The 24,346-nt window shown below is 51.5% G+C and carries 20 protein-coding genes; 9 read left to right on the forward strand and 11 right to left on the reverse strand.

Annotated elements, in window-relative coordinates; genetic code table 11:
• Positions 1 to 78 precede the first annotated feature (78 nt).
• The 9 genes from cmk to P771_RS0102660 all read right to left on the reverse strand — a co-directional run bounded on the left by cmk (position 79) and on the right by P771_RS0102660 (position 7,342).
• On the reverse strand, positions 79 to 756 hold the full coding sequence (gene cmk, locus P771_RS0102620) for a (d)CMP kinase (protein WP_028573910.1): 678 nt from the start codon (positions 754 to 756) through the stop codon (positions 79 to 81).
• On the reverse strand, positions 746 to 1,858 hold the full coding sequence (hisC, locus tag P771_RS0102625; protein ID WP_028573911.1) for a histidinol-phosphate transaminase: 1,113 nt from the start codon (positions 1,856 to 1,858) through the stop codon (positions 746 to 748). The genes cmk and hisC overlap by 11 nt, the downstream gene beginning before the upstream one ends.
• Positions 1,859 to 1,974: 116 nt before the next feature.
• Positions 1,975 to 2,247, reverse strand: coding sequence for a hypothetical protein (locus P771_RS0102630; RefSeq protein WP_028573912.1), 273 nt, complete (start codon positions 2,245 to 2,247; stop codon positions 1,975 to 1,977).
• Positions 2,248 to 2,249: 2 nt separating this feature from the next.
• On the reverse strand, positions 2,250 to 4,001 hold the full coding sequence (locus tag P771_RS0102635) for a type IV pilus secretin PilQ (RefSeq protein ID WP_028573913.1): 1,752 nt from the start codon (positions 3,999 to 4,001) through the stop codon (positions 2,250 to 2,252).
• The gene (locus P771_RS18120; protein WP_051617061.1) at positions 4,002 to 4,502 is read right to left on the reverse strand and encodes a pilus assembly protein PilP; all 501 of its coding nucleotides are present in this window, start codon (positions 4,500 to 4,502) and stop codon (positions 4,002 to 4,004) included.
• Positions 4,502 to 5,113, reverse strand: a complete 612-nt coding sequence (locus tag P771_RS0102645; RefSeq protein ID WP_028573914.1) for a type IV pilus inner membrane component PilO — start codon at positions 5,111 to 5,113, stop codon at positions 4,502 to 4,504. Before P771_RS0102645 ends, P771_RS18120 begins: the two co-directional genes overlap by 1 nt.
• Positions 5,103 to 5,684 (reverse strand): PilN domain-containing protein, encoded by a 582-nt coding sequence (locus tag P771_RS0102650; RefSeq protein ID WP_028573915.1) that lies wholly within the window; start codon positions 5,682 to 5,684, stop codon positions 5,103 to 5,105. The genes P771_RS0102645 and P771_RS0102650 overlap by 11 nt, the downstream gene beginning before the upstream one ends.
• Before the next feature lie 139 nt (positions 5,685 to 5,823).
• A complete protein-coding gene (gene pilM / locus P771_RS0102655) occupies positions 5,824 to 6,879 on the reverse strand; it encodes a type IV pilus assembly protein PilM (RefSeq protein WP_028573916.1) in 1,056 nt (351 codons plus the stop codon).
• 22 nt (positions 6,880 to 6,901) lie between these two features.
• Positions 6,902 to 7,342, reverse strand: a complete 441-nt coding sequence (locus P771_RS0102660; protein ID WP_028573917.1) for a universal stress protein — start codon at positions 7,340 to 7,342, stop codon at positions 6,902 to 6,904.
• A 103-nt stretch (positions 7,343 to 7,445) separates the two neighbouring features.
• Between P771_RS0102660 and P771_RS16225 the strand changes: the two genes are divergently transcribed.
• Positions 7,446 to 7,658, forward strand: coding sequence for an FmdB family zinc ribbon protein (locus P771_RS16225; RefSeq protein WP_035243813.1), 213 nt, complete (start codon positions 7,446 to 7,448; stop codon positions 7,656 to 7,658).
• 29 nt (positions 7,659 to 7,687) lie between these two features.
• On the opposite strand, the gene fusA is transcribed toward P771_RS16225, so the two are convergent.
• Both fusA and P771_RS0102675 read right to left on the reverse strand, forming a co-directional pair.
• Complete coding sequence (gene fusA / locus P771_RS0102670; RefSeq protein WP_051617062.1) at positions 7,688 to 9,736, reverse strand: elongation factor G; 2,049 nt, start codon at positions 9,734 to 9,736, stop codon at positions 7,688 to 7,690.
• Position 9,737: 1 nt separating this feature from the next.
• Positions 9,738 to 10,598, reverse strand: a complete 861-nt coding sequence (locus P771_RS0102675; RefSeq protein ID WP_028573919.1) for a hypothetical protein — start codon at positions 10,596 to 10,598, stop codon at positions 9,738 to 9,740.
• Positions 10,599 to 10,785: 187 nt separating this feature from the next.
• Here P771_RS0102675 and P771_RS16230 point away from each other — a divergent pair, with 187 nt between their 5' ends.
• From P771_RS16230 to P771_RS0102725, 8 genes are all read left to right on the forward strand, one after another.
• Positions 10,786 to 13,167, forward strand: coding sequence for a methyl-accepting chemotaxis protein (locus P771_RS16230; protein WP_028573920.1), 2,382 nt, complete (start codon positions 10,786 to 10,788; stop codon positions 13,165 to 13,167).
• 22 nt (positions 13,168 to 13,189) lie between these two features.
• Complete coding sequence (locus P771_RS0102690; protein WP_028573921.1) at positions 13,190 to 16,030, forward strand: intermembrane phospholipid transport protein YdbH family protein; 2,841 nt, start codon at positions 13,190 to 13,192, stop codon at positions 16,028 to 16,030.
• A 201-nt stretch (positions 16,031 to 16,231) separates the two neighbouring features.
• Positions 16,232 to 16,456 (forward strand): hypothetical protein, encoded by a 225-nt coding sequence (locus P771_RS0102695; RefSeq protein WP_028573922.1) that lies wholly within the window; start codon positions 16,232 to 16,234, stop codon positions 16,454 to 16,456.
• Between the two features lie 16 nt (positions 16,457 to 16,472).
• Positions 16,473 to 16,874: a YdbL family probable chaperone protein gene (locus P771_RS0102700; protein ID WP_028573923.1), complete on the forward strand. Its 402-nt coding sequence runs from the start codon at positions 16,473 to 16,475 to the stop codon at positions 16,872 to 16,874.
• Positions 16,875 to 17,030: 156 nt separating this feature from the next.
• Positions 17,031 to 19,529 (forward strand): response regulator, encoded by a 2,499-nt coding sequence (locus tag P771_RS0102705; protein WP_028573924.1) that lies wholly within the window; start codon positions 17,031 to 17,033, stop codon positions 19,527 to 19,529.
• A gap of 228 nt (positions 19,530 to 19,757) precedes the next feature.
• Positions 19,758 to 21,428, forward strand: a complete 1,671-nt coding sequence (locus P771_RS16235; RefSeq protein ID WP_084301611.1) for an ATP-binding protein — start codon at positions 19,758 to 19,760, stop codon at positions 21,426 to 21,428.
• A gap of 11 nt (positions 21,429 to 21,439) precedes the next feature.
• Entirely contained in the window at positions 21,440 to 21,829 is a 390-nt protein-coding gene (locus P771_RS0102720; protein ID WP_028573925.1) for a response regulator, read from the forward strand.
• A gap of 1 nt (position 21,830) precedes the next feature.
• The gene (locus P771_RS0102725) at positions 21,831 to 24,266 is read left to right on the forward strand and encodes a hybrid sensor histidine kinase/response regulator (protein ID WP_028573926.1); all 2,436 of its coding nucleotides are present in this window, start codon (positions 21,831 to 21,833) and stop codon (positions 24,264 to 24,266) included.
• Positions 24,267 to 24,346 lie beyond the last annotated feature (80 nt).

Below are 24,346 nucleotides of genomic sequence, written 5' to 3' on the forward strand. Positions count from 1 at the left end.
ACAGACATGGATTTGGGTACTGGACCCTGGAAAAGGACCCAGGCCGGAAACTTTTGGACTACCTCCGGGGCAGGGCTTTTATGGCTGTCCGGACCTGGCCAGGACTTTTTTCATTTCAGAAAAGACTTCTTCCTGATCAAGATGGCCAGTGTCAATAATGATTGCCTCAGGAGCTGGCTTAAGGGGTGCTATGGCCCTGTTTCTGTCCTGTTCATCCCTTTTCAGGATCTGGTTCAGGATCTGGCTGAAGTCAGCCTTTTCACCCATTCTGTGCAGCTGCTCAACCCTTCTCTGGGCCCTGATCTTGGGGGCTGCATCTAAAAAAAATTTATGTCTGGCTTGGGGAAAGACCACGCTGCCCATGTCCCTTCCTTCAGCCACAAGGGAGCGGAGCTGTCCAATTCTCTGCTGGGACTCTTTGAGGTAATCCCGGACTGCCTGGACTTTTCCGACATCAGATGCCCACATCCCAACTTGTTCGGTCCGGATTTCAGATCCCAGAGGGATATTATTCAGGATAACCCGGCTGTCCTGACCGGCACCTTCCAGGTCGAACCGCATTTTTTCAAGCTGGTCCATGATTTGACCATGGTCTAATTCAGCCAGACAGCTGCCCAGATTCAAGCCAACAGCCCTGAACATCGCCCCGGTATCCAGGTAGGCGATGCCCAGGTCCTGGGCAATGGTCCTGGCCAGGGTGGTCTTGCCAACTCCGGCCGGCCCGTCAATGGTGATGAGCAGGGGTCTATCCTTCATTGACTATAGCCTTGAGCAGCTCCAGAAAAAGGGCATTTTCCTTTTCCGTTCCAATGGACACCCGCAGCAGATCGGGCAGACCGTAGCTTTTCAGGGGCCTGATAATGACCCCTTTTTGCAGGAGCTTTTCAAAGACCTCAGTTGCGCTGACCGGCGGTTTGAACATTATGAAGTTGGCCTGGGAAGGATACACCTGACAGCCCAGACTGGAAAGGCCCTCTGAAAGGCTTTGCCTGGCTTTAATGACCAGGTCTCTGGTGGCATCCCGGAAATGGGTGTCTTCAAGGGCTGCCTGCCCGGCCTTTTCAGCCAGGATATTGACGCTGAAAGGCAGTCTGACCCGGCGGTAATAATCAGCCAGGAAGGCCGGCATTACTGCATATCCCAGTCTCAGCCCGGCCAGGCCGAACATTTTGGAAAAGGTTCTGAGCAGGACAATTCGATGAGATCCAAGGGCTTGCCTGAGGATGGAAAACTTTTCAACCGGATCAGCAAAATCGATATATGCTTCATCAACCACCAGAAGGGCATCATCAGGCAGGCAACGGGCAAAGGCTTGAATTTCAGACCCGGACACGGCAAAGCCTGACGGATTGTCCGGGTTGGTCAAAAAAACCAGCCTGGTGTTGGAATCCACCATGCTCAGCAATCCTTCCCAGTTAAAAGAGAAATCAGGGTTGAGATCCGCCTGTCTGAATTCGACGTTGCATAGCCGGGACTGGAGTTCATAGATGCTGAAACAGGGCCGGAAGGCTGCTATATTGTCCCTGCCTGGAACAGCGGTCATGCGGATCAAAAGGTCGATGATCTCATCTGATCCGTTTCCGCAAACCACCAGCTCGGGATCTATTCCCAGATAGCTGCTGATGGCCCGGGTCAGGGCGGGGTTGCCTGCAGCAGGATATCTGAAGGCCAGGGCAGCATTGGCTGTGATCACATCCTGGACTATGGGCGAAACCCCAAGAGGGTTTTCATTACTGGCCATTTTGACCACATTGTCCAGTTCGAATTTTTCTTTGATCTCGTCTATTCCGAGTCCGGGAGAATAAGGCTTGAATTCCAGGATCTGTGGTTGGACAAGTCTGGGCGAGGGTTTGTTCATTAAGGAAGTCTCCAGGTTGAGTTCAGTATGGGAACCGGTGCATGCAAGCCCAAGTTTGGAGTAAAGTCAACCTGTCTGTCCGGATTGTGGATCAGCAGGCAAATGGTCAGAGGGATTCAGCAGATGAGACGGTGCAGATCAGGGTCCATCCGGATTATTGTCAAAAAAGTACCTCTGGGCAGATCCTGATTTCTGGGGCCGTGCCGGTTTGACCAGACAGGAAGGAGCAGGGCCTTGCCGCAAATATCCTTGCCGATGCTGAAGGTCAGGTCTGTTTTCATTCCCAGGGTAAACTCCCTGGTTCCTGGGATGAAAAAACCCTGCTGTCCCAGAAAGTTCTGTTTCCAGATTTTTTTAAAATCGTCAGTAGAGGCGACTTTGATTTCCATAGTTAGAGGATCTCAGGTCTGATAAAGATCAAAAGTTCGTTTTTGCTCTCTCCGATGTACTGATTCTTGAAGAGCCAGCCTAGAAAGGGAATCCCGCCAAGTCCGGGGATCCGGTTTTCCAGCTCCTCCTCGATGACTTTTTTGATTCCACCGATGACAATGGTCTCTCCGTCTTCAACAAAGAGTTTGGTCTTGGTCAGTTTGGTTTCAATGCCTTCTGCGGCTGGACTGTCATCACGGATTTCCAGGTCAAGGATCAACTTGTTGTCCGGGGTTATCTGGGGCTCAACAATGAGCCGCAGGACTGCGTCTTCATAATCGGTCCTGGTTCCCCGTTCGTCAGCCACCTGGATGGGAATGCGGATGCCCTGCTCGATCTCGGCCCGCTGGTTGTTCAGGGTGATCACTCTGGGGGCTGAGATGGTCCGGGAAATGTTCTGGGTTTCACCAAGGCGCAGCTGGGCATCAATGGTGAACAGGCTGCTGGTTATTCTGCGCAGACTCCCTGAAATGGTCATGAAGTCATCAGCCATCCTGGGAAAATTCATGCTCTGAAACCCGACAGAGCCCAGAACGTCTCCGCTGGGGGAAAAGGCATTCTGCTCCGGGTAGAGAAAGCTCCATTGGATTCCCAGGCCCCGTCGGAACTCTTCTGTGGCGTAGACCACCCTGGCCTCGATGTAGACCTGTTTTTCCGGACGGTCCAGATTTGCGATGAGGGCATTGATTTCCCGCAAATTGGAGGCGGTATCCTGGATAATCAGGGTGTTGGTCCTGACGTCATGGGTAACTTTACCCCTGTCGGATAGAAAATTCTGGATCTGGGGCAGGAGTTCCTGGGCAGTAGCGTAGTTGATCTGGATGAACTCCTGTTCAAGGGGCTCCAGCTGGCGCATGCTTTCCCTGGCCTGGGCAGCTGCCTCCCTGGCCCTTCTGGCCTGATCCCGTTCTGCTTCGAGCTTCTGGGCTGTTGTGACCCTGATTATATTTCCCCTGACAACCATACCCAGGTTTTTCTGGACAAGCACCAGATCCAGGGCCTGGTCCCAGGGCACTTCCACCAGGCGCATGGATATCCTGCCCCTGACGTCTTCGTCTAAGATCAGGTTGTAATCAGTGACCGCTGTGATGAGCCTTAGGACGTGCTCCACTTCGGCGTTCTGCAGATCAATTGAAATTGGGTCCCCGGTGTATTCCTGCTTCATACCAGGGAAAAGGGCGTTGAGTTCAAAAAATTCTGCCTCGGGCCTTCCCCATGGGCTGGCGTCGGTGACCCGGTCCTGGGCTGTGGATGCCCCGGTGCCTCCTGTTTCCAGCACTGGTCTGTCAAACCTGAAGTTTATTGAGTCGGATTTCTGATGGATATCAAAGGGAGTTTTGGGGTCCCAGGTCCAGATTAACCTGGCCCCTGGTTCGGTATTCTGGATAAAAAGGGACTTGACCGAAGTATCAAAGTTGTCCAGCCGGTATAACCGGACCATTTCAGGGGGTACCTTTGTTCCGGGCAGCAGGACTTCCAGCCTTGTTTCATCCTGTCTTTGAATCAGATGGCTTAATTCTCCCCGGCCCAGGAAGGAAGCATGAAGCAAGCTTCGGTGATCCTGCCAGAAGTCCAGCTCCGTAATCATCCTCTGGTGCCGGGATTGAGGATCATCTGTTTCAGCCTGAACAGTTTCCCTGCCGGTCTGAAACAGAAAATTGAACAAGACAGCAATAATAAGGGCAAGCTTGAATAAACCGGATGTATTCATCATTTAATCTACCTGTCCCGGGCGCAATCTCAGGACCGTGCGCCTGTCCTCTGTTGCTCCGAATATATTGGTAATCCTTTCCACCACCACCACCTGGTCAGAAGTGATGTCCCGTACTTCACCCCGGTTTCGGCCGACCACGGTTCCCAGCTTGAGGATGAACCCTTTGCCGTCGGGAAGTTCAACCATGGCTGTCGGTTCCCTGGATTCGCCTACCTGCCAGATGACCCCTACCAGCTTGAGCTGGCTGACCTCGATCTGTTCCAGAGGAGTCAGAGGTCTGCGGGGTGGATCATCCACGCCGGGCGGTTCCTGGATTCTGGGCTGAATAAAAGGTGTAAAGGGATCAGCCAGTCCTTCAGGATTATAATAATAGGCTGAAGGTGTGATCCAGTCCGGTTCAACCCATTGTCCGTTCTGTTCAGCATTGCTTAGAGCCGGGAACCCATTCTGGATTCCTAGCATGAAGACAAGCCCGGCAACAGCAGGAATAAACCTGGCCATCACTGTCTGGCCTCCAGTTCGGCTGGAGAGAGTGATCTGTAGACCAGGAGTACGGTTTCAGCTGAAAGGACATTTTCATCTGTTCTCTGCTGGGCAGCCACCGGGGTCAGCCTGAGACTCTGCAGGCTGACCAGCCGGTCCAGCCTTGTGAGTTCATCAAAGTAACTGATAAGATCATGAAATTGGCCCTGCAGGCGGAGCTGGACGTTTCTTGTAGCATAGAACTGGTGCAGCTCCTGGGTTCCAGGCTGAAAAAGAAGAAAGCGGACCCCTTTTTCATTGCCCAGCCGTTCAAAAGAAGCCAGCAACCTTTCAAGGGCGTGGGCATCTTCAGGAAGAAGGGTCTTGGCCAGGATCAGTTCTTTTTCTCTGCTCCCGAGTTCTTTTTCCAGCTCAGGAAGCCTGGCAGCCTGGGAGGAGAATCTGGCGATATCTATGTCCAGAGACTGGATATCCCGTTCCAGGCCGGCAATCTGGTCTCTGGCAGGATCCAGGTAAAAGAACCAGAATAATCCGCAGATGAGACCCAAGATCAGGATCTGGACAAGGATCCTGCGGGTTCGGCTCAGGGACTCAATCCTGGCCAGTATTTCCTGTTTCTTAATTTTCATGCTGTTGCGCCTCGGTGGCTGACACTACCGGCCCTGCTCTGACCTGGAACTGAAATTCCACCAGGTCCAGATCCAGGACCTGTCTCCTGGAAGTCCTCTGGGTGCTGACTGAACGGATAAAAGGAGACCCTCTAAGGTCATCCACGTATCCGGCAAAGGCCTGATTATCCAGGGCCACTCCCCGGATATCCATGAGGCCCTGTCTGTCCAGGCTCAGGGCTTCGAACCAGATCCTTTCTCCGGGCAGTTTTCTGATGGTTTCGTCGATATATCTTACAGGCAGCTGCTGTTTGAGACGGATCTCCCGGATGGCTTCAATATTGGCTTCAACTTCGTCAAATTTTCTCTGAAGCTCATTAATCCTGGCCACCCTGGCCAGCAGGGCCTGCCTCTGGGTTCTCTTTTCAGCGGCAATCCTTTCCAGATCGTTGATCTTAGCCCGGTGCCAGAGACCAGAAGTCAGCAATGAGGCGGAAATAAGCAGGAGCAGGACCAGAAAAACAATAATCTGTCTTTCAGTGTCGGATGTCCTGGCCCTCTTGGCCTGGGGGAGAAGATTGATTTTGATCATGACTCTATTTTGATATTCCGGAAAAAAACCTCGTTGTAACTCTTTATGGTTTAAAAAATTATCTGGCCATTATCCGGGCTCCATTTCAAATACCTGTCTTCCCTGGGTCCTGCGGCCGGATAAACCATGGGAAAACAGTTCAGATGATGCCCCTGAGGGCCAGCCCTGTGGCCACAACAAACTGGGGTTTGACCGAATCCAGGTATCTGGGGTCAAAGTCATTGGCAGAGACCCTGATGTTTTTCCATGGATCAAGATGATGGGTTTCCATACCCAGTTCTTCCTGAAAAAATTCTTTGATCCCCTTGAGCAGGCTTCCTCCGCCGGACAGAAAAATTCTGTCGGCCTGACCTGCTTCAGGGGCGGATGTCTGGTAAAAGCCAATAAGCCTTCTGATTTCCTGAGTCCAAGAGCTGAGGGTGGCTGCAATTTCCTTGGACAGGGCTGTAATCTCAGACTGGTCTGCTGATGCTGGACCCTCAAGTTTTATTTTTTCCGCCTCGGACCTGCTGATTTCCAGCTGATTCGAGATTACATCAGTCAATTGTCTGCCGCCAAATGACATCTCCCGGAAAAAAACAGGCTGGTTCTTCCAGAATATGGTAAAAATGCTCTGGAGTCCGCCGATGTCCAGGAGGTAGGCAGGTTCACTGACAAGCTCCGGATAGTTGAATTCAAAGCAGTTGCTGAGGGCAAAAGCATCTACATCCACAATCCCCAGAGAAAGTCCGCCATGGTCCATGATCTTGATCAGATCCTGAACCATTTTTTTCTTGCTGGCCACAAGCATGACTTCCAGGGTATCTTCCTTACCCCCTGGTCCCATGACCTGGTAGTCCAGGTATACGTCATTGAGATCAAAAGGAATATACTGCCTGGCCTCCTTGTAAATACTCTGTTCCAGTTCCTTACGGGGTCTGGATTTGAAGAAGACCCGCTTGACTATTACCGAATGCCCTGCCATGGACGATATCACGACTCTGTCCCTGAGCCCAAGATGCTCCCATAATAATCTGGTCTTGGTCCCCTGCTGGGCCGGTCCTTCCAGATCCCTGGGCAGCCAGGGCAGCCGGGCAAGGTTTTCCAGCACGGCAGTCTTGCCCTTGCCTGAAACCTTGACCGTCTTGCCCCAGGTACTGCCAAGGTCCAATCCGCAATTTGGGATTTTTGACCTGAAAAAATTAATTCTGTTCAAAGTATTTCTGATAAGCTGCTCGCTAACTGGGCCTTATGGTCATGACCGGCATGGTGGCTGATTTGACGATTTTTTCTGCAACAGAGCCGAACAGGACCCTGTCGATTCCCTTGCGTCCGTGGGTCCCCATGATGATCATGTCAATATTTTCTGTGTCGGCATAGTTCAGGATTTCCTCAGCTGCATAACCGCTCAGAACTTGCCCGGTCACGTTGATTTCGCTGAAGTTTTCCTGAATAAAGGTATCCATTGTTTTTTCAGCGCCAGTGACGATTTCTCCCACAAAATTTTCAATGGAAGTGGGGGGAACGTGAAAGCCTACATACTGGGAAAGACTGGGTGCCACGTAAACCACCTTGACAGAAGCATCCAGGGATTTAGCAATGAGCTGGGCGTAGGAAGCGACCTTGGCGCTCATCTCGGAAAAATCAACAGCGCACATGATGTTCTTGATTTGAGTCATAACTCCTCCCTTAATTGGTGAACTTTTGCTGATAATAGTCAATGTTGCCTGATTTTTAAAGGATAAACAAGTTGTTTAAGTGTTGTTCAAGGAGAAACCGGTAATGCCTATTTTTGAGTACTATTGCGTAAAATGTAAAGAATTATTTGAAGAACTCGTCTTCAATCCTGAGAATGAAGATATTGTCTGTCCGGTCTGCAGAGAAAGGGAGCATGTCAAGCGGTGCGTCTCAGCTACAACCCGGACCAGGGGTTCAGGGAGGGTGGACAGTAATTTTTCGCCAGGTCCGGGCTGTGGGCCTGGGGCTTTTTCCTGAAAATAATTCAGAGGCTTTGGTTCAAAGCCCTATTTACCTACAGCATCAAACCGGTCGAATTTCATGGTCAGACCGGCCCGGCCCTGAGTAGCTGAACGCAGTTCAGTGGAAAATCCGAACATATGGCTCAGGGGAGTCAGGGATTTAATGATCTTCTGGCCATGATGGTCGAACATGTTTTCAATCTGGGATCCCTTGCTTCCAAGAAGGCTGACGCATTCCCCGACAAAGTCAGACGGGGTGGATATTTCCACCAGCATTATGGGCTCCAGCAGGACAGGCCCGGCCTGAGCCAGGGCCTGTTTCAGGGCCTGGAAAGAGGCCAGTCTGAATCCAACAGAGTCAGCCCCGTCTCTGGCCGCCATTTTCTTGACCCTGACCACAATGTCGGTGACTGGATAACCTTTGAGTTCACCTGCCTGGAGACCGTCCTCAATGCCTTCTTGAACAGCTCCGGTCCAGGCCTGAGACCATTGATCAAAGTCAATTTCCATGATGATTCTGTTGCCCTGGCCCCTTGGAGCGGGCTCGACCTCAAGATCCACAAAGCCGTAATGAAATTCTTCTCCCAGTTCCCTGGCATATTCAGCTTCTGTCCTGGCCCGGGTGGTGATGCTTTCCTGATAGACCACCTGGGGATTGCCAGACCTGAACTCAACCCCGTATTCCCGTTTGATCCGCTGCAGGACCACATCAAGATGCAGTTCGCCCATTCCTGACAGGATTATCTGGTCAGTGTCCTTGTGCCTCTCAAAAAACAGGGTAGGATCTTCCTGGAGGAGCTTTTCTACAGCAAAAATCAGCTTTTCCTCTTCCTGGCTGTTTTTTGGTTCCAGGGCCAGGGAAATGACCGGGGTGTAATCACTGATCTTTTCCAGGAGGACCGGGTCTTTTTCCAGGCAGAGGGTATCGCCGGTGCGGGCGTTTTTCAGCCCGGCCACAGCCACTATTTGTCCGGCCACAGCCTGATCAACCTTTTCTTTGTGATTGGCGTGGAGGGTGAATATCCTGGCTAGGCGTTCGCTTAAGGTCTGGGTGGAATTGAAAACAGTCTGACCGGCTTCCAGCCGGCCTGAATAAAGGCGCAAAAAGCAGAGCTTGCGACCGGTTTCCAGGCTGACCTTGAACACCAGGGCGGACAAAGGGGCTTTAACAGCAGGTGCAAAGGAAACCCGGTCCTTTGTCTGGGGGTGGACACCTGATGCCTGGGGCACATCCTCCGGAGAAGGGAGGTAATGGCAGACTGCGTCCATGACCGGCTGAATGCCGATGTTTTTCAGCGCTGATCCGGAAAGAACCGGAACCCCTTTGAGATCCAAAGTGGCCCTGCGAAGAGCGGCCCTTATTTTTTCAGGAGGAATTTCCCTGTTCTCCAGGTAATCCTCCATGATCTGGTCATCTATCTCAGACAAAGACTCCAGCAGGCTGTTTCTCCATTCATCCAGCAAAGGGGCTTCTGCTTTATCCGGGCGGGAAACTACAATGTCCCGGCCGGAACTGTCCTGGTCAAAGACAAGCTTACTGCCCGAAACAACGTCAAGTATTCCCTGAAAGTCTTCACCCTGGCCCAGAGGGACATGGACAGGCAGGGGAAAGGCGCCGAGCCTGCTGCGCATGGCCTGCAGAACTTCTCTGAAGTCAGCGCCTGGCCGGTCCATCTTGTTAATAAAGGCGATTTTGGGAATGTGGTATTTGGCTGACTGGCGCCACACAGTTTCACTCTGGGGTTCAACCCCGCCTACAGCGCAGAAAACAGCCACAACACCATCCAGAACCCGCAGGGCCCGGTCCACCTCAATGGTGAAGTCAACGTGTCCAGGGGTGTCAATGATGTTTACGGTTTTGTCCTGCCACAGGCATGAGGTGCAGGCTGAAGCAATGGTGATGCCTCTTTCCTGCTCTTCGGGCATGAAGTCCATGGTGGCTGTTCCTTCATGGACTTCTCCCATGCGATGAATTTTCCGGGTATAGTAAAGGATGCGCTCGGTCAGGGTGGTCTTGCCTGCGTCGATATGGGCTATGATCCCGATGTTCCTGATCTTCCTGAGGTAATCAGCAGCCAGGCCCGAAGACTTCATATTATTTTTTCTCCTTCCAGCAGTATCTTTTTGTCTTGAAAAAATCCGGGTCCAGATCCGGCCAGATCCAGAAGGCTTCCATGCCTCTGGTAAAGCCGATGGGAATGCTGGTCTTGCTGAAAATGCGGCAGGGTCCGAAAAAAATATCAAAAAAACAGCTGGCTGAGTCCAGCTCTGTTCCGATCCTGGTCATTTCCAGAGGGGCGTTCTGAACTCCGGGACCAGCTGCAAAGAATTCCACATCAGAATGATACCGGCCAAGAGCCGGATAATCAGGCTGATGGTCAGGATCGATCCAGACCAGTCCCCTTGGCCTGGCATCATGACCCAGCCGGATTTTTTTCTGAATCCGAAAGGCCCTGCTCCACAAGTCGTATCTGATATTTTGACCGCTGAGATCAACCAGGACTGAACAGTCATGGCTGTTGTGCTGTTCCAGGGGCTGCTCAAATTCATCCAGGCCGGCCAGAACGATGTTTTCTATGCCGGCAAGTTCCAGGGCAGTCAGGAGCAAGGGGTTGGGTTCATTTTTCTGGTCCAGGATTAAAAAGACGAAGATATCCGGCACACCGGCTGAAAGTGCTGGAAGCACCGCAGCCAGAAGTCTGTTCCAGGCTGGATGATCTGCTTGCATGATAAAAAAGGCATTGCTGACCGGAGCCATTAATTCTTTCTGCATGAAACCGGCCCGCATGATGTTGAATCTGGTTGATTCAATGACTGGGCCGGGGCTGTAGCAGTTAAAAAGACAGGCAATGTGTTTTTTCATCCATGACCGGGTTAGCTCTCCGGTCTGATCATAGGAGCTGGCCAGGAGTTCATCATCGGCCAGGTATTTTTCCCAAAGTCTGGACAGGGACATGAAAGACCTCCATTGCGGCCTGCCTTTTGTGTAATGAAAACAGCTTTACAGTCGATAAATTTTAAAGGTCGTGAAAGTGTTGTCAAGAGAAACCTGAGAGATGGACTGTCTGGGCAGAAGTATATTTTCCTTGCTCTGCTGGCTGAACTTTATTAATTATCTCAGATAAAAATGGCAGGAGGTTTTTATGAGGGTTTCAATATTCTGGAAGCTGATGGGCATGGTGGCGGTGACTGTCCTGCTTTTGAGCACAGCAGTCTTTTTTACCACCAATCACTTTGTATCCAAAGGTTTTGATCAGGAATCAGTCAAGACCATAACCAATTTTCAGGGTGCTGTTGCCCATCAGCTGAAAGACCTTGAAGACTTTTATCTGAAGACGGCCTACCTCCTGGCCCAGGATATTGATGTAGCCTCAGCCGTGGATTCCGGTGCCACCGGATTTCTGCGCGAATATGCCAGGGAGATCATGGAGATGACCGGGGTGGAATTCGTGACCATATCCAATACTGAAGGGGTGGTGGTGGCCAGGGGGCATTCAGACCGCTCCGGTGACAGTGTACTTGGTCAGTATAATGTCCGCCAGGCCCTGGAAGATAATCCAGTGGTGGGCATTGAGTCCGGTACAGTGGTCCGGTTTTCCCTTAGGGCCGGATACCCGGTCAAGCTTTTTGACCGGATAGTCGGGGTAGTCACTCTGGGTATGGACCTTGGCTCCAATGCCTTTGTGGACTCGGTCCGGGAAAGGCTGGGGGTGGAGACAACCATTTTTGAAGGTGACACCAGGCTGGCCACCACCATCATGAGCAACGGACAGAGGGCCACTGGGACCAGAATGGATAATCCCCTGGTCATTGAAACCGTTCTCAGGGGCTCTCAGGTTTTTCTGGACCGGAATCTGATTCTGGGCAGGATGTACGATACAGCCTACTGGCCCATCAAGGACATCCAGGGACAGACTGCAGGCATGTATTTCATCGGCATTGACCGGGAGACCATTGAAGAAGCCCAGTGGGCCACCCTTTCTTCCATCCTGTGGATGAGCCTGCTCATCGGAGCGGTCATGCTGCTGGCCGGTTTTTTCTTTGCAAAGAGCATTGCCAGACCCCTGGTCCGGGCCACTGGTTTTGCCATGGATATTTCCCAGGGCAATCTTGGACACTCCCTGGACATCAGGAACAGGGATGAAATAGGTGATCTGGCCGGGGCCATGAACAAGGTCCGGGACAGCATCCAGGGAATCATCAGGGATGTTGGGAAGCTCTCGGACAATGTCCGGCATGGGAAAATTACATATGCCATTGCTGCTGACAGCTATTCCGGGGCTTATAAGGACCTGGTGGAGGACATAAACGGATCTTCAGAATCCATTGTCAATTATCTGGACAACCTGCCCACTCCGGCCATGATTGTGGATACGAACTGTACCATTCTCTGGATGAATAAAAAGGCCCTTGAATCCGCTGAATCTGACCCGGTCAACCAGAACTGCCGGACGGTTTACAGTATGGAGGGGTGCGGAACTGAAAGCTGTGCCACCAAAAGGTGCATGGCCACCAACAAATATGAATACGATGAATCAGAACTGACCGTGGGGGACAAAACCTGTTATCTTGCTTATCACAGTGTGCCTATCCAGGATGCCCAGGGAGAGACTGTTGGAGCCTTTGAAGCCCAGGTGGATCTGACTGACATCAAGAATGCCCAGAAAAAGATGGTCGAGGTGGCCCAGAGTGCCAACGAGGTTTCTGATCGCCTGTCCTCTGCTGCAGAAGAGCTTTCCGCTCAGGTGGAACAATCCAGCCGCGGAGCTGAAGAGCAGAAGGAAAGGGCCGGAGAAACTGCCACTGCCATGGAGGAGATGAACGCAACTGTTCTGGAGGTGGCCAAGAATGCTTCCAGTGCAGCCCAGGATTCAGACCAGGCCAGAGATAAGGCCCATAAGGGATCAGAAGTGGTGACCAGGGCTGTTTCAGCCATTAACCAGGTCCATGAGCAGGCCGGCAAGATGAAGGAGGATCTGGATTCCCTGGGCAGACAGGCTGAAGAAATAGGCAGGATTATGAATGTCATTGATGATATTGCCGACCAGACTAATCTCCTGGCCTTGAACGCGGCCATTGAAGCAGCCAGGGCTGGTGAGGCCGGGCGGGGCTTTGCCGTGGTGGCAGATGAGGTCAGAAAACTGGCTGAAAAGACCATGAATGCCACCAAGGAGGTGGGTCAGTCCATTACCAGTATTCAGGAAGGGACCAAATCCAATATCCAGGGCATGGACAGAGCTGCCCAGCTGGTGGAAGAGGCCACTGCCCTGGCCAATGAGTCCGGTGACGTTCTCAAGGAGATCGTGGGCCTGGTGGAAGCAGCAGCAGATCAGGTCCGGTCCATTGCCACAGCTACTGAAGAGCAGTCAGCAGCCAGTGAAGAGGTCAACAGGAGTATTGAGGACATCAACAGGATTTCAGCAGAAACCAGCGATGTCATGAATCAGTCAGCCCAGGCCATCAGCGAGCTGGCCAAGCTGGCCAATGAACTGCAGGGGTTGATTGAAAGGCTGAGACAGGTGTAATTACTGTCTGCGGGAAGTGCGGTTGAACAAAGACGATTCAGACAAAACAGGGATCAAAGCAAGGCCGGGCCGGCTGTTCAGGGCTGCCCGGCTGACCCTTCTTTTGGGGTTGGCCGGCCTTGTGCTCCTGCTCCTGGCAGGACCGGCTGCTCTTGAACAGGTCTTAACCCGGCAATTGCGTCAGGCCGGTCTGGAAGACCCCGGGCTGAAGGTGCTGGCAGTCAATCATAAAGGCCTTCATCTTGGCCGGGTATCCTTTACCCAGCCCAGACTGGACATTGATCACGTTTCTGTGTCCTATTCACTGGGGAGTCTGGTCAGGGGGCGAGTAGATGAAATTTTTATCAGCGGTTTTAATCTCCATCTAGGTCTGACAGGTAATGGCCTTGATCCTGGCTTCCCGGAACAAGGTCCTTCTTCAGGGTCCGGCCTGGTCCTTCCATTCAGCCGGGCTCAAATCAATTCTTCATTCCTGACTTTAACATTCCAGGGCAGAAAGCTTGCAATCCCTTTTTCAGCCCGGGCTGATGTCCAGGAGAAAGAGCTGAAGTTCCGGGCAGACCCTAAACTTCCTGGAGTGCCGGTCATTATTTTCGGGCAAAGCAACCTGGAAAACCTGGCTACGGAAGTAGGAGTCAGGGCCTTTTCCAGCACCACAGCTCCTTTGTCTGGAAATATTTCTGATGAGACTTCAATCCCGGTCAGCAGTCTGCTGGAGGCCGGACTAAGTCTGGACTGGGAATTGGACTCCCAGGGCAAAGGCAGAGGCAGAGTGGAGATCAAGGCCAGGTCTTCGGGGTTCAAAGCTGGTCTGGCAGACACCCGCCTGGAGCTGGACCAGGGATATTTTTCAGTTGGAGCGTATCTGGATGAAGCTCTTTTTTTTGAAGAGCTGCAGGCAGAGTTGAATCTGTCCAGACTGAGTTTTAATGAATTTTTTCTGGAAGATGTATCTTTAAGCCTGAATGATGTGGGCGCAGCCCTGGTTCTGTCCATGGAGGCAGCCAGACCTGTCCAGGGGGTTTTCAGGCTTCAGGTCGCCCAGCCCACTGTAAATGATTTTTTTTTCAAAGGTCATGACTACCAGGCTGAATTTGGGTGGAGTGCCTGGGCTGAATCCCCTTGGGAAGCTTTAAGGGGATTCATGCCAATGGAGCTGCTGGCGGAAAAGCCCTTGACATTGCAGGGTAAAGGTTCTGGTCGGGCCCATGTCACTGGTCAGGACTGGTTTGTGGAGGTGGGTGTCCATGAATCAGAGCTGGGGCCAATTGATGTTGCTGCACCGGATTTTTTTCTGGGGCTGGACCAGTTTTTTCTTGCCTGGTCAGGAAACCTGCTGGCCGGACCTGATGAGGTTAAAATTCGTACTGACCCCAAAACCAGGCTTAAAATTCAGAATATTCTTTATGAATCACCACAAACCAGGCTCAGCCTCCAGGGCCTTGAATTCCGTCCGGATTTTGAGTTGAATCTGGCTGGTAATGGTGACCTGAAAATATCCGGATCAGGCAAAAGTACCGGCAGATTTGAAGCCAGACTCAATGAAGCCAGGATCACGGGTGAGGCTTTTAAGGCTGAAGCAGACCTTCAATTTGCTTCTCAGCAGAATATGAAGGGCCTGGTCAGGCTCATGACCGATCTGAGCCTGGTGGATATCCCGGAGTCCAGCCTCAGAATCAGGGACATCAGCCTGGATATTCCGGCAGGGTTTGGCCTTGATACTCCGGGGCCAGGCAGTTTTTCCACCGGCTCGCTGATCTGGCAGGATCTGACCTGGTCTGGTCTGAAGGGACAGGCTGCTGTGCAGGACAACCTGGTCCGGATTAACGGATCATGGCCGTTTCTAAAGAATGCTGAACTGGACTTCACTTCAGAGCTGGATATTGATTCTGGCCAGGCAGTTTCCGGACGTTTGGCAGCCCGCACCGGATGGTTTGAGCTGCCGGAAAAGGATTTTCTGGTCCGGATCTCCCCGGCTTTTGAGTCTTTTGATGTTCAAGGGTCCATGATGGCCGGCCTTGATCTGACCTTAAAAGGGGCTGCTCTGGATCCGGATTTGAAAGTTGAATTCAGAGACCTGAACTTGATCTATCCGGACATGGATCTGGAACTAACCGGAATCAAAGGCAGAATAGGGCTTGACAGTTTTTCCCCCTTGACCAGCCCAGGGAATCAGCGCATAGATGTTGCTAAGCTTAAGATAGGCAAGATCGAACTGGTTAACGGATTTGCAACCTTCAGACTGGACTCTGCGGATCGACTTTTCCTGGAAAGAACCAGGTGGAACTTTCCAGAAGGGGGCTTTGTTGCGGCCCACGCTTCCAGGTTCGACCTGGGGGATATGAGTGCGGATTTTGAGTTTTTCTTTGAAGACATTGATTTATTGCAGCTGGTGTCCAGGCTGAGCCAGGAAAAAATTGTCGGCAGCGGCCTGGTTTATGGCCGGGTCCCTGTCATATTTGAAGGGGGCCGGGTGATCTTGGAAGATGGATATCTATATTCAGTTCCAGGAACAGGTCGGCTTGGGATCAGGGATGAGGAATGGCTGGAAGTGCTGCTTCTGTATGTACGGGAGGCTATGAGGGGTCATCCCTATCTGAGCACAGTTTCTCAGCGCCTGGAGCAGGCCCTCAGGGATTTTGAATATAACTTCCTGGCCGTGAACCTGACCCGGGGAATGCTGGATACTTCAGCCAGGATAGAGCTCCGGGGCAGGGGGGTTGAGGGCGATCCCCCCCAGGAAGTGGGCGGTCTGGTCATAAATGTCAATGACCTGGGGGAGATCATCAATCGGGTCCTGCATTTCCAGATTTCCAAAGAAGAGTCCATTGAACGGGCCCTGGAAGGGCTGTTTGACTTTTGATCTTTTCCCAAATTAAGCGTTTTTTCATGTGACTGCCACCATCACTGTCATTACGAGTATCTGGAGGGTGCCTGGCAATCACATGGATAACCAGCTGGGATTGCTTCGCTTTGCTCGTAATAACAAAGAAACATCCCTTAGTTTAGGTTTTAGATTTTCAGGATCAGTACAGGAAATAGACAAGCAATACAGGAGAATTACATGCAAAAACTTATCACTCCGGTGATTCTGGGGCTGCTGCTGGCCCTGGCCGGCTGCACCAGGCACCATGTCACTGCAGACACCACACATCGGGTGGAGATCGCTCCGATTCACGTGACAGTGGATATTAACCTGAAAGTCCAGCGGGCTCTGGACGATGCCCTGAGCTTTCAAGGGGACATGAGTGAGATTTTTACTGAAGAAGAGCTCAGACAACTTAGATAATTCAGCGAGGGAAGACATGACAAAGCATATTTCATTTATTTTGACCTGTTGGGTGTTCATGGTGGTGTTTATTATCAGCAGTCCGGCCTATGCCCAGAGCAAAGATGAGGTGACGGCCAGTATGAGGGACCGCTATCCTGCTCTGCAGGAAGCCAAGAACAACGGCCTGGTGGGTGAAGCCTGGACCGGTCTGGCTGCATTGGTGGATCAGGATGCACCAGCCAGTGTCCAGAACCTGGTCAATGCTGAAAATAATGACCGCAGAAGGCTTTTTCAGATAATTGCTCAGGAAACCGGCACCTCAGTGGAAGAGGTGGCCAGGCAGAATCGGATCCGCATGTATCGCCTGGCTGAGGACAACCATTTTCTCCAGGATCAGAACAGGCAGTGGGTCAGAAAAAGGGACCTTAATCTGTAGTATGTCTGTTTACCGAGCCGGGTGCGGTGGGCTCCGCCCCGGTTCATGGTTTTGTGTTCAGACAGCTGAACTGGCCCATCCGGCTTTTAAGCAGGCCTGGCCGTTGACAGTCCGGCATTGAGCAGGCATATTATTATTTAAGCTTGGAGGGTTTTAATGCCGAGTCTGTCCTGGTTCTGTTTTGTAGCCCTGGTCCTGATTCAGTCGGCTTATTTGCTGTCCTGCCCCTCCATTAGTATTGCTTCACCTGACCTTACCCTGGAAGAACAGTCCTGGCTGGCTGATAATCCGGACAAGCTGGTCATCTGGTATGACAGAAAATTCCCACCCATTGAATTCCAGTCTGAACAAGGTGATTTTGAGGGCGTGGCCGCAGACATTATGCGGCTGATAGAACAGCGCCTAGATATCTCCTTCAAGACAGTTCCGGCCCCGGAGTGGACTGTTTTGCTTCAGTCCCTGGAAAGCGGTGCTGCACCCATTGCCCCGGTCATAGCCAAGACCCCGGAGCGGGAAGAGTATGCCTTTTTCAGTGCTCCCTACGTGAGTATCCCGGTAGTAGTCATCACCACCAGGGACCGGCCTGGAGCAAGGTCCCTGGAAGATTTCACCGGACTTAAGGTCGCTGCCATCAAGGGCTACGTCACTGAAGCATTCCTGCGGGATAATTACGGTGATTTACTGGATGTCGTGACTGTGGACAACATTCAGGAGGGACTGCGGGATGTGTCTTTTGGGGTGGTGGACGCCATGATCGAGAACCTGGCTGTGGCCGCATACTACATTGAAGAGCAGAAGCTGCCCAATCTGAGGGTGGCCGGGGATACCGGGTTCACCTATCATCTCCGTTTTGCCGTAAGTCGGGAATACCCTTTGTTATTTTCGGCCATGGAAAAGGCCATGGCCGACATTCCTGATGAAGAGATCAGGTCTATTCAGAATCGCTGGCTTCCAGTTACCCAGGACTGGGGGCTAGGACCTGAACAGGTCCAGCGGCTTAAAATGGCTGCTCTTTTTGTAACCGCTCTGATCCTGTCTCTGGGTTTGCTCAGCCTGCTGCTGCGCCGCAAGCTCAAGCAGAGAATGGCTGACCTGGAAAGGACCAGACAGGAAGTGATTGAAAGTGAGGAACGTTACAGAGCCATATTCAACAACGCCCCCATGGGGATATTCCGGACAACCTATAATGGACGTTTCATAGAGGCCAACCCGACTCTGGCCAGGATGCTCGGCTATTCCAGCCGTGAGGAGCTGCTGGAGAGGGTTCAAGACCTGGGAACGGATCTTTATCCAGCTCTGGAAGATCGCTGGGCTTTTCTTGAGGCCTTAAGATCCAGTCCGGAAGGGATCAGCATGGAGACTCAGTTCAAACGAAAAGACGGAGAGATCTTTTATGCCATAGTCAATGCATCCCTTCAAACGGATCAGGATGGGAGTCCGAGTTTTCTGGATGGAACCATAGAAGACATCACCCAGCGGAAAAAAGTTGAAAAAGAACGGGAAAGACTCCAGGCCAAGCTCTGGCAGGCCCAGAAGATGGAATCAGTAGGTGTTCTGGCTGGTGGAGTGGCTCATGATTTCAACAATATCCTGCAGATGATGAGGGGAAGTGTTCATCTGCTTGGCGTTAGCAAGCCGGATGATCATCCTGACAGACCGCGGCTGAAAGTGATTGAAAAGTCCATTGAACGGGCCGCTCAGCTGGTGAGTCAGCTTCTTCTTTTCAGCCGCAAAGCCGAGATCAGAAGACGTCCTCTGGATTTGAACGCAGAGATAGCTGAAGCAGTGAAGATGCTGGAAAGGACCATTCCCAAAATGATCAGAATTGAACTTGCTCTGGACAGCAGTATCTGGCCGGTCAACGCTGATCCGGTCCAGGTGGAGCAGGTTATCCTGAATCTGGCTTCCAATGCTGCTGATGCCATGGCTGACGGAGGTGTCCTGGGCTTTGAAACGGAAAACATTGATCTGGTTGAGGGCATGAGCCCGGACCTTGAGCCGGGAAAATACGTCCTGCTGAGGGTTTCAGACACCGGGCCGGGTATGGAAAAACGGATTCAGGAAGATATCTATGATCCTTTTTTTTCCACCAAGGAAGTCGGTAAAGGCACTGGTCTTGGGCTGGCTTCGGTTTACGGGGTGGTCAAGGCCCATCATGGGCATATTGTCTGCTTCAGCCAGCCGGATCTGGGGACGACATTTAAGATCTACTGGCCTGCATTGCCAGAAGCCCAGGTTGATGAGAGCGAAACCATACGGGACACTTCTCCTGAAGGAGGCAACGAGACCATACTCATCGTGGATGATGAGGCAGACGTGCGGGATTTGACCCGGGATATCCTGGCTGCCCATGGTTATACGGTCCTGTCTGCTTCCACCGGGGAAGAGGCTCTGGAAATATTTGCTCAAAAACCCGGCCAGATCAATCTGGTTATTCTGGATCTGAATATGCCGGGAATGGGCGGACATAAGTGTCTGGCTGAACTGCTTGGTCAGGACCCCCTGGTCAGGATACTGGTGGTCAGCGGGTATTCTGCCATGGGCCTGGGTGAAAAAACCATCAAAGCCGGAGCAGCAGGGTTCATGGGAAAACCCTTTCAACTTCCCGAGCTTTTAATTGAGGTCCGGAAAATTCTGGACAAAGGGTCTGGTTAGTACTTTTGTTGCTTTTGGTTCCAGGGCAGGCTGGATACTCAGTTCTGTTCGACATTTACTCAGCCTGGTTGATTAGAGTGGCTGGATAATTTGGGTAATGACTGACTGTCAGAAATATGCTATATTGTTTTAAATCCCTCCTGTCTTTGGCGGGGAATTAATGGTTTTGCCGGCATTTTATGAAGACAGATAATCCGCCTGGAACTTGATAAAAAAAGAGAGGGGAGAATGGTGGGAATAAAGTTCAGCCCACGCCCTGCATTGGTCTGGAAAACCATGGTATTCATTGCCCTGTCCATGCTTGCTGGATGGGGATCAGTACATGCCCGGGAGTCAGCAGTGCTGGTGGGAGTTTATGACAATCCCCCCAAGGTGTTTATCTCGGAATCTGGTGAGCCGGCCGGGATTTTCATCGATATTCTGGAGCAGATAGCCCGAAATGAAAGGTGGAACCTTGAGTACGTCAGTGGTTCCTGGAGCCAGGGTCTGGAGCGGCTGGCCAGCGGGGAAATTGATCTCATGCCGGATGTGGCCCATAGTGCTGAACGGGAAAAAATATTTTCTTATCATAAGGTGCCGGTCTTATCAGACTGGTTCCAGGTATATGCGGCCCAGGACAGCAATATTAATTCCATCACTGATCTGGATGGCAAAAGGGTAACTGTACTGGAACGTTCGGTCCAGGAGGAGGCTTTTGAAAGGCTTATCCAGGGGTTCGGGTTTTCATCCACTTTAATTCCTTTGCCCAACTATAACGATGCCTTTGAGATGGTTGTGCGGGGCGAAGCTGATGCAGCCATCACCAACCGTTTTTTCGGCATGTTTTACGCCAGAAAGCTGGGACTGGAAGACACAGCTGTCATCTTCAATCCTACCAGGTTGTATTTTGCCGGTCCTGCTGATTCTTCAAAGGACATTCTGGACGCCATTGACAGGAATCTTTTGCATTTTAAACAGGACCAGGGCTCGGTCTATTATCAGGCTTTGAGCAGATGGACGGCTGAAGACGTCCATTTCAGTCTTCCTGGATGGGTTATCCATCTGGGTTTAATCGTTGGCCTTGCCCTTGTTATGAGTCTGGGAGGAAGTGCATTTCTCAAGTACAAGGTTGATGTCCGGACCAGGGAGTTGAGGCAGATAAATCAGGAAATTGAAGAGCGGATCAGGCAGAGGACAGGGGAACTGGCCGAAGCCATGGAAAAAGCTCAGGTGGCCGACAGGATCAAATCAGCCTTTCTGGCCACCATGTCTCATGAACTGCGCACTCCACTGAATTCCATTATTGGTTTTACTGGCATCCTGCTTCAGGGGCTGGCCGGGCCCTTGAACCAGGAACAGCACAAGCAGATGACCATGGTCCAGCACAGCGCCCGTCATCTGCTGTCTTTGATTAACGATGTCCTGGACATCTCCAAGATCGAGGCCGGACAAATGGAGCTTTCACCGGAGTCCTTTGATCTGAGCCTTTCAATTGATAAACTGGTAAAACTCATTTCTCCCCAGGCCGGGAAAAAGGGGATTCAGGTCCAGGCTGATATTTCTCCGGAAATTGGGACCATTACAGCTGATCAGCGCCGCCTGGAACAAATCATCCTCAACCTTCTCAATAATGCGGTGAAATTCACCGAACACGGTCAGATCAGAATTTCATGCCGGATTACCCGGGATGAATACGTGCTCTCGGTTTCCGACACAGGCATGGGCATTCCGTTTGAAGAACAGGACAAGCTTTTTAAACCCTTCCACCAGGTTGATACCGGAACCTCGCGCAAGCATGAAGGAACGGGCCTTGGATTGTCCATCTGCAAAAAGCTGCTGGACCTGATGAACGGGACCATAAGCGTAAAAAGCAGCCCTGGGCAGGGAAGCACCTTTACGGTAACTTTTCCAGTGAAATAAGGAGAATCAAAGTGAAAAAGACCCTGCTGGTCATAGAAGACAATGAACAGAATCTGTATCTGATGAAATTTCTGCTGGAAAGTAACGGCTATCAAGTGGTTGAGGCCCTGGACGGCAGGACAGGTATTGAAAAGGCCCTGAGCATACTGCCGGATGCCATACTGCTGGACATTCAGCTGCCTGAAATGGATGGATATGCTGTTGCCGCAGAACTGAAAAGCAATTCAATAACCCAGAAAATACCGATTATTGCGGTCACTTCCTATGCCATGGTCGGGGACCGGGAAAAGATCATGGCTGCAGGAGCCAATGGATATATTGAAAAACCAATTAATCCGGAAACATTCATTATAGAAATGGAAAGCTGCATGTCAGGGGAAACATGCCGACCGGAGAAATAAAATGAACATACTTATTGTGGATGATGTAGCCGAGAATCTCTATCTGCTGGAGATCATGCTCAAGGGCAAGGGGCATAGCGTGATGACAGCCACCAATGGGCAAGAGGCCCTGAATATCCTTGATTCCGAAGGTATTGATCTGATCATCAGCGACATCCTTATGCCGGTCATGGATGGATTTGAGCTGTGCAGGAGAGCCAAGAGTGACCCAAGGCACGGGCATATTCCATTCATCATTTATACAGCCACATATACCGGTCCCAAGGACAAGCAGTTCGCCCTGAAAATCGGAGCAGACAGATTCATAGTCAAACCCTGTGAGCCGGATGAATTTATGGCCCAGGTGGAAGATGTCATGAAATCCGCCCTGGAGGATGAATCGCCCTCTAAGACTTTGCCGGCTGAAGATGGGGAGATCCTCAAGCTATATAATGAGCGGCTGGTCAGGAAGCTTGAACAGAAGGCAGCCCAGCTTGAAGAAGAGATGAAAAAAAGGGTCCAAAGTGATAAGGAGCTCCGCAGCCAGGAAGCTTTGCTGCGGATAGCCGGTGAACAGGCCAGGCTGGGCGGATGGAGTGTGGACCTGTCGGAAAACCGGGTGGTCTGGTCGGACCAGGTGGCAGCCATTCATGAAATGCCCCCTGGATATTCACCGTCTGTGGAAGAGGGCATTTCATTTTATGCTCCGGAATACAGAGAACGGATCAGAGAGGTTTTTCAGGCCTGTGTCACTCATGGCCGGCCATATGATGAAGAGATGCAGATAATTACGGGTCAGGGACGCAAAGTATGGATCCGGACCATTGGGATTGCTGAGAGGGATGATTCGGGCAGAATAGTCAGAATTCAGGGCGGATTCCAGGATATCACGTTTTTTAAAAAGGCTGAGGAGGCCCTGAGGAAGAGTGAGCAAAAGTTCCGGGTCCTGGCTGAGAATGCTCCCATGGGTATTGCGGTCCATGAACTGCTGATGGATGATCAGGGTCAGCCCCTGGACTATGTCTACCTGGATGTTAACCCGGCTTTTGAGGTCCACACCGGGCTGTCCAGGTCAGAAGTGCTTGGTCAGAAGGCCTCTCTGGTCATACCGGGATTCAGCCGGGCTCCCTTTCTTGATGTGTACGCCAAGGTAGTGCTGACTGGAGAGTCGATTGAATTTGAGGAAACTGTTGAGTCGCTGGACAGACATTACCTGATTAGTGCCTATAAAATAGCAGACAGCCAGTTTGTCACGGTTTTTCTGGACGTAACTCCGCAAAAAAAGGCTGAGGAAGAGCGGCAAAGGCTCCAGGACCAGCTGATCCAGGCCCAGAAGATGGAGTCTGTGGGCATGCTGGCTGGAGGCATAGCCCACGATTTCAACAACCTCCTGCATGCCATGAGTACCAGCGTTGAGCTGCTAGGCCTGGACAAGGATGATGATCATCCGGACCGGATTCGGCTAAGAACAGTGGAAAAGGCCATTGACCGGGCTGGTCAGCTTATCCAGAAGCTTCTTCTTTTCAGCCGCAAGGCCCAGATTCAGAAAAAGATCCTGGATTTGAACCGGGAAATAATGGATTGCCTGATGGTCCTCAAGCGGACCATCCCTAGAATGATCAATATTGAGCTGGATCTGGACAATGAGGCCTGGCCTGTTGAGGCAGATCCAGTCCAGATTGAGCAGGTCCTGCTCAACCTGGGTTCCAACGCAGCCGATGCCATGCCTGAGGGAGGAACACTGTGCATTGAAACCAGGAACCTGGTTCTGGAAGATGACAAGTACCTGGACCTGGAGCCGGGATATTATCTGCTGCTGACTGTATCTGATACAGGGCTGGGAATAGACAGACAGGCTCTCGGGCATATCTTTGAACCTTTTTATACTACCAAAGAAACAGGAAAGGGAACCGGTCTGGGTCTGGCTTCAGTCTATGGTATTGTCAAGGCCCACGGGGGAAGGATTACCTGTTACAGTGAGTCCGGAGATGGCTCGACCTTCAGAATATACTGGCCGGCTGTCCCTGGTGCAGAAGTGGAAAACAGTGAGATTGAATCCAGGTCTGGCCTTGAGGGAGGAAAGGAAACAATACTTGTTGTGGACGATGACCAGGACATCAGGGATCTGACTGCCGATGTTCTGGAAACATACGGATACACAACGTATAAAGCGGCCAGCGGTGAAGAATCCTTGGGTATTTATAGCCAGGAAAAGAGTTCTGTTGACCTGGTTCTTCTGGACTTGAACATGCCCGGGATGGGAGGTCTGAAATGTCTTGAAAAACTTATTGAGATCAATCCCAGGGTCAAGGTGCTCATAGCCAGTGGGTACTCAGCTGGGATTCAGGCCCGCAAATCCACGACTCTGGGAGCGGTGGGATTTATTGGAAAACCTTTTCAGATCAAAGATCTGCTTTTCAAGGTCAGGCAAGCCCTGAGCAGCGAAATTGATACCTGAGTATGCTCTGGACTGATCTGTCCAGGTTCTGAACTGAAATGGGCCATCAGTAGAAATATAATGGCAAAAACTTAAACCCG

The organism is Desulfonatronovibrio hydrogenovorans DSM 9292, assembly GCF_000686525.1.
Classification (GTDB): domain Bacteria; phylum Desulfobacterota; class Desulfovibrionia; order Desulfovibrionales; family Desulfonatronovibrionaceae; genus Desulfonatronovibrio; species Desulfonatronovibrio hydrogenovorans.

Bases quoted from the DNA above. Each gene is read 5' to 3' on its own strand.
- cmk (WP_028573910.1), bottom strand. From the start codon at position 756: ATGAAGGATAGACCCCTGCTCATCACCATTGACGGGCCGGCCGGAGTT.
- hisC (WP_028573911.1), bottom strand. From the start codon at position 1,858: ATGAACAAACCCTCGCCCAGACTTGTCCAACCACAGATCCTGGAATTC.
- P771_RS0102630 (WP_028573912.1), bottom strand. From the start codon at position 2,247: ATGGAAATCAAAGTCGCCTCTACTGACGATTTTAAAAAAATCTGGAAA.
- P771_RS0102635 (WP_028573913.1), bottom strand. From the start codon at position 4,001: ATGATGAATACATCCGGTTTATTCAAGCTTGCCCTTATTATTGCTGTC.
- P771_RS18120 (WP_051617061.1), bottom strand. From the start codon at position 4,502: ATGGCCAGGTTTATTCCTGCTGTTGCCGGGCTTGTCTTCATGCTAGGA.
- P771_RS0102645 (WP_028573914.1), bottom strand. From the start codon at position 5,113: ATGAAAATTAAGAAACAGGAAATACTGGCCAGGATTGAGTCCCTGAGC.
- P771_RS0102650 (WP_028573915.1), bottom strand. From the start codon at position 5,684: ATGATCAAAATCAATCTTCTCCCCCAGGCCAAGAGGGCCAGGACATCC.
- P771_RS0102660 (WP_028573917.1), bottom strand. From the start codon at position 7,342: ATGACTCAAATCAAGAACATCATGTGCGCTGTTGATTTTTCCGAGATG.
- P771_RS16225 (WP_035243813.1), top strand. From the start codon at position 7,446: ATGCCTATTTTTGAGTACTATTGCGTAAAATGTAAAGAATTATTTGAA.
- fusA (WP_051617062.1), bottom strand. From the start codon at position 9,736: ATGAAGTCTTCGGGCCTGGCTGCTGATTACCTCAGGAAGATCAGGAAC.
- P771_RS0102675 (WP_028573919.1), bottom strand. From the start codon at position 10,598: ATGTCCCTGTCCAGACTTTGGGAAAAATACCTGGCCGATGATGAACTC.
- P771_RS16230 (WP_028573920.1), top strand. From the start codon at position 10,786: ATGAGGGTTTCAATATTCTGGAAGCTGATGGGCATGGTGGCGGTGACT.
- P771_RS0102695 (WP_028573922.1), top strand. From the start codon at position 16,232: ATGCAAAAACTTATCACTCCGGTGATTCTGGGGCTGCTGCTGGCCCTG.
- P771_RS0102700 (WP_028573923.1), top strand. From the start codon at position 16,473: ATGACAAAGCATATTTCATTTATTTTGACCTGTTGGGTGTTCATGGTG.
- P771_RS0102705 (WP_028573924.1), top strand. From the start codon at position 17,031: ATGCCGAGTCTGTCCTGGTTCTGTTTTGTAGCCCTGGTCCTGATTCAG.
- P771_RS16235 (WP_084301611.1), top strand. From the start codon at position 19,758: ATGGTGGGAATAAAGTTCAGCCCACGCCCTGCATTGGTCTGGAAAACC.
- P771_RS0102725 (WP_028573926.1), top strand. From the start codon at position 21,831: ATGAACATACTTATTGTGGATGATGTAGCCGAGAATCTCTATCTGCTG.